Here is a 4,638-nt window from a genome sequence, read left to right on the forward strand (position 1 = left end):
GGAGGCCGTCCGACAGTTGCCGGGCGCCGTCGTCGAGCTGGGTACTGCCCTCCGTCAGCTGCCCGACCCCGCCGCCGAGCACCGACAACGGCAGTCCGGCCCGCTGCAGATTGCTCCGGGCCTCGTCGACGCCGTCCGCCGAGGAGGCCGGTTGGTCCGCAGCGGCCGCGACCGCCGGCTCGGGGTGATCGGTCCAGGCGAACACCGCACCCGTGCCCACGAGGAGCAGTCCGGCCACGGCGAGGAACAGGGGGAGAAGACGTGAACGCACGCTCGTCGACGCTACCGAGCGTCGCTGAGAGACCCCTGAGGGGAGGGGGACTCCTGCACTCGCCCGATTCGCCCGTTCCGGGACCGGGCGCAGTGTGCCACAGTGGCACCATGATTTCTCTGATACTGCGGTTGATCATCAACGCGGTCGGATTGTGGCTCGCGGTCGAGCTGGTCGACGGGATCGATTACACCGATCCCGCGGGCACATCCGACACGACCCGCAAGGTCGTCACCCTCGTCGTCCTCGCACTCATCTTCACGATCGTCAACGCACTCGTGAAACCATTGGTGAAGCTGCTGTCGCTGCCGCTGGTGATTCTCACCCTCGGGTTGTTCCTGCTGGTCGTCAACGCGTTGATGCTGCTGCTCACCGCGTGGCTGAGCGGATTCACCGAGTACGGGCTCACGATCGACGGGTTCTGGGCCGCCCTGTGGGGCGGCGTGATCATCGCGATCGTCAACTTCGTTCTCGGACTGGTCGTGCCCGACGGGGACTGACCTCCCGTCGCCGCGCCCGCGTCACGGTCAGCCGAAGGCCAGCGCGGGTGCGGTGGCCACCGCCCACACCAGCATCGTGACACCCGAATCGCTCAACGCCGGAATCAGCGCGAGACCGAGAGCACCGGCCCGGACCGGCTTGTGCGCGCGGATCGCGAACGGCGCGGCGAGGAAGCCGGCGAGCGCCCAGGGCGTCGCCGCGACCAGCACGAGCGACATCACGAACGGCACGACGACCAGCACCAGGTGCAGTGTGCGGGTCCTCGGGTCGCCCAGCTTGACCGCGAGGGTCCGCTTGCCGGTCTCCGTGTCGGTGGCGATGTCGCGGAGATTGTTCGTGACCAGCACGGCCGTCGAGATCGAGCCGACGGCGATCGCGCACGTCAGGCCCACCCGGTCCATGCGACCGGCCTGGACGAACTGTGTGCCCAGCACTGCGACGAGCCCGAAGAAGACGAACACGCCGATCTCCCCGAAGCCGCTGTAGCCGTAGGGGTTCTTTCCGCCGGTGTAGTACCAGGCACCGGCGATGCAGACCGCGCCGACGAGGACGAGCCACCACGCGGTGGTGACAGCGAGGGCGAGTCCCGCGACCGCCGCGATACCGAAGCACACGAACGCCGCGCGCTTGACGGCAACGGGGCTCGCTGCGCCCGAGCCGACCAGCCGCATCGGGCCGACCCGCTCGTCGTCGGTGCCGCGGATACCGTCGGAGTAGTCGTTGGCGAAGTTCACGCCGATGATCAGCCCGAGCGCGACGACCAGTGCGAGCAGTGCCTTCCACCACACGGCCTCGCCGAGCCACGCCGCTGCTCCCGTTCCTGCCAGGACGGGCGCTATTGCGTTGGGGAGGGTGCGCGGACGAGCGCCTTCGAGCCATTGACCAGCCGTTGCCATGGGTCGATCTTCGCACCCGGGCCCGGCCACCGCGTCGAGCACACCCGGCGGCCTCGAGCGCACCTGTCAGGAGAATCGCGAGACCAGTGCCCGGCGATCCACCTTGCCCGGTCCGCGCAGGGGCAGTGCGTCCACGACCTGCAGCTCACGCGGCGCAGCGGTCGCGTCGAGCGTCGCGGTGACGTGGTCACGGAGCTCCGCGAGCGTCGGTACGGCGCCGGGAACGGGGACGACGACCGCCGCGACGCGCTGACCGAGCCGGGTGTCCGGCAGCCCCACCACCGCGACCTCCCGCACGGCCGGGTGCTCGACGAGTACGGCCTCGACCACCTGCGGGACCACCGTGAGACCACCGGTCGAGATGGCTTCGTCGAGTCGTCCCAGAATGTGCAGGACGCCGTTCTCGAACGTGCCCGCGTCGTCGGTGCGGAACCAGCCGGGTTCGGCGAAGGCCGGATGGTCGGGAATGTTCCGGTAGCCCGAGGCGAGGGTCGCGCCGCCGAGCCACACGCGCGAGTCGGTGTCGACCCGCACCTGAACCCCGTCGAGGGGCACGCCGTCGTAGACGCAGCCGCCGCAGGTCTCGCTCATGCCGTAGGTACGGACCACCGTGATTCCGGCCGCACGGGCGCGTTCCAGGACCGGCACGGGAGTCGCGGCACCGCCCAGCAGGATCGCATCGAGGCGGGCGAGCGCCGCGGTCGCGCCGGGATGGTCGAGAGCCTTGATCAGCTGGGTGGGGACCATCGAGCTGTACCGGCGAGGGCCCGGCACGGCGTCCACCGCTGCCGGCAGATCCCCGGGATCGAAACCGGCGGACACGTCGACGACGACGGGTTCGGTTCCCGCGAGCAGGCTGCGCAGCAGCACCTGCATGCCCGCGATGTGATGGGCGGGCAGCGCCAGCAGCCACGAGCCTGCTCCGCCCAGCCGGGCGTGGGTGGCGTCGCCGCTCGCACGCAGTGCGTCCGCGGAGAGCAGGGCGCCTTTCGGGGTGCCGGTCGTGCCGGAGGTTGCGACCACCAGGCCGACGCCGTCCGCGACAGGCTCACCCGGGTGCAGCGCGTCGGTGAGCCGGAGCGTCTCCCGTTCGTCCCCGGCGGGGACGGGGAGCAGTGCCGGTCCGTCACCGTCGAGCATCCGCCGCAGGCCGGGCAGCACGGAGCGGACGGCGGTCCCGGCCGGGACGGGAAGAAGATCGAGTGTGGTCACAGATCGTATTGTGTCGTGTCCCATCCGCCCGCCTCGAGCTGGCGGCGGACCCGGTCCACGTCGTCGGGTGACGGCATGTTGTTGGTGATCTTGCTGATGAGGACCGCGATGTCGATGCGGGTGATCGAGAGGTCACCGTCCTCGATCAGCGTGTCCGCGACCTGGGCGACCTCCTCGTCGGACAGGCGTCGCGCGAGCAGCGCGAACAAGGGTACGTAGTCCTGCTCCGGCACCCCTTCGGGGTAACCGGCGCGGAGCCACTCGACGATGGAAGCGAGAAACGGCGGGAGGGCCACCCGTCACTCCGATCAGAAGATGTCGATGCCGAACGTTCCGGCGAGGAAGTCGTCGGCCAGCAGGAGGATTCCTGCCAGGACTGCACAGGCCACCACGGCGAAGCACAGCACGGCCGCGGTCTTGGCCGCGGGATTCGGGGTGCCGTCGCTGCCGCGACCGGTGTCGAGCGCGCGGACCCCCAGCGCGAAGAGGGAGGGCAGGCCCGCGCCGAGGAGCAGGCCCACGAGAACCACCTGCCACAACGAGTCGAGGGTGTGCGTCAGCAGGTTCACGAGCGTCCTTCCCCGGTGACCGCTTCGGAGGCACCCGGCGTCGGGGCGAGCGAGTCGTCCCACTCGGCGGTGACGTTGGAGGCGTCGATGGGCTGCCGGCGCGAGCGGATCCACATGAACAGGGCCAGACCGCACAGGATGGCGAAGACCACGAGAACACCGGGCATCCCGCCGATCATATGAGCGATCGCCCAGCAGACGGCTCCGACAACCGCGGCACACGGCAGGGTGATCAGCCACGCGACGACCATCCGCCGTGCCACCGACCAGCGCACCTCGGCGCCCTTGGTGCCCAGGCCCGTACCCAGGATCGATCCCGTGGCGACATGCGTGGTCGACAGTGGCAGACCGAAGTGGCTCGAGGTGAGGATGATCGCCGCCGAGGACGACTCGGCGGCCAGGCCCTGTGGCGGGGCGATCTCGACGAGGCCCTTACCCAGCGTCCGGATGATGCGCCAACCGCCGAGATAGGTGCCCAGCGCGATCGCCACGGCACACGCGACCTTGACCCAGAACGGCATCTCGGTGTCGGCGGTGATGCTGCCGTGCGCCACGAGGGCCAGGAAGATCACGCCCATGGTCTTCTGCGCGTCGTTGGTGCCGTGAGCGAGCGACATCAGGGAGGCGGTGCCGATCTGGCCCATCCGGAATCCCCGGTCGCGGTTCTCGGTGGAGACCGGACGCGTGAGGCGGTGCATCGACCAGATACCCACCGTCGACACGAGTGCGGCGATGACGGGCGCGAGCACAGCCGGGAGCAGGACCTTGCCCAGTACGCCGTCCCACACCACACCCTGGACGCCGATCGACGCGAGCGCGGCACCGATGAGACCGCCGAACAGGGCGTGCGACGAACTGGACGGCAAGCCGAACAGCCAGGTCGCGATGTTCCAGAGGATCGCGCCCACCAGACCGGCGAAGACGATGAGCAACAGATCGCTACCGCCGACGGTGTCGAGGTCGACGACACCCTTCGCGACGGTCGCGGCGACTTCCACGGACAGGAAGGCGCCGACGAGGTTGAGGGTCGCGGACAAAGTGACCGCGATTTTCGGTTTGAGGGCGCCGGTGGCGATGGATGTCGCCATGGCATTGCCGGTGTCGTGGAAGCCGTTGGTGAAATCGAATGCGAGGGCAGTGACGACCACCACCAGGAGCACGACGAACTCTGCGGTCACGTCTGTCGATT

The 4,638-nt window shown here is 69.5% G+C and carries 6 protein-coding genes and 1 pseudogene; 1 reads left to right on the forward strand and 6 read right to left on the reverse strand.

The genetic code is table 11. The annotated features are described in order from the left end of the window. Nucleotides 1-271: pseudogene (locus R1101_RS31065) on the reverse strand (hypothetical protein); the annotation flags it as partial. A gap of 110 nt (nucleotides 272-381) precedes the next feature. Between R1101_RS31065 and R1101_RS0116290 the strand changes: the two are divergent. Then, entirely contained in the window at nucleotides 382-771 is a 390-nt protein-coding gene (locus R1101_RS0116290) for a phage holin family protein (protein ID WP_016934443.1), read from the forward strand. A 27-nt stretch (nucleotides 772-798) separates the two neighbouring features. Here the strand turns inward: R1101_RS0116290 and R1101_RS0116295 are convergent, their stop codons facing one another. From R1101_RS0116295 to R1101_RS0116315, 5 genes are all read right to left on the reverse strand, one after another. After that, on the reverse strand, nucleotides 799-1,668 hold the full coding sequence (locus tag R1101_RS0116295) for a 1,4-dihydroxy-2-naphthoate polyprenyltransferase (protein ID WP_026003355.1): 870 nt from the start codon (nucleotides 1,666-1,668) through the stop codon (nucleotides 799-801). A gap of 66 nt (nucleotides 1,669-1,734) precedes the next feature. Then, nucleotides 1,735-2,880: an o-succinylbenzoate--CoA ligase gene (gene menE, locus R1101_RS0116300; protein WP_016934445.1), complete on the reverse strand. Its 1,146-nt coding sequence runs from the start codon at nucleotides 2,878-2,880 to the stop codon at nucleotides 1,735-1,737. Further along, on the reverse strand, nucleotides 2,877-3,176 hold the full coding sequence (locus R1101_RS0116305; protein ID WP_016934446.1) for a DUF3349 domain-containing protein: 300 nt from the start codon (nucleotides 3,174-3,176) through the stop codon (nucleotides 2,877-2,879). Before R1101_RS0116305 ends, menE begins: the two co-directional genes overlap by 4 nt. Nucleotides 3,177-3,188: 12 nt before the next feature. Continuing rightward, nucleotides 3,189-3,449 carry a hypothetical protein gene (locus tag R1101_RS0116310; RefSeq protein WP_016934447.1) on the reverse strand — a complete coding sequence of 87 codons (261 nt, stop codon included), beginning with the start codon at nucleotides 3,447-3,449 and terminating at the stop codon, nucleotides 3,189-3,191. After that, complete coding sequence (locus R1101_RS0116315) at nucleotides 3,446-4,627, reverse strand: inorganic phosphate transporter (protein WP_026003356.1); 1,182 nt, start codon at nucleotides 4,625-4,627, stop codon at nucleotides 3,446-3,448. Before R1101_RS0116315 ends, R1101_RS0116310 begins: the two co-directional genes overlap by 4 nt. Nucleotides 4,628-4,638: the final 11 nt, after the last annotated feature.

Source organism: Rhodococcus sp. R1101, assembly GCF_000278445.1.
GTDB classification, from domain to species: domain Bacteria; phylum Actinomycetota; class Actinomycetes; order Mycobacteriales; family Mycobacteriaceae; genus Rhodococcus; species Rhodococcus gordoniae.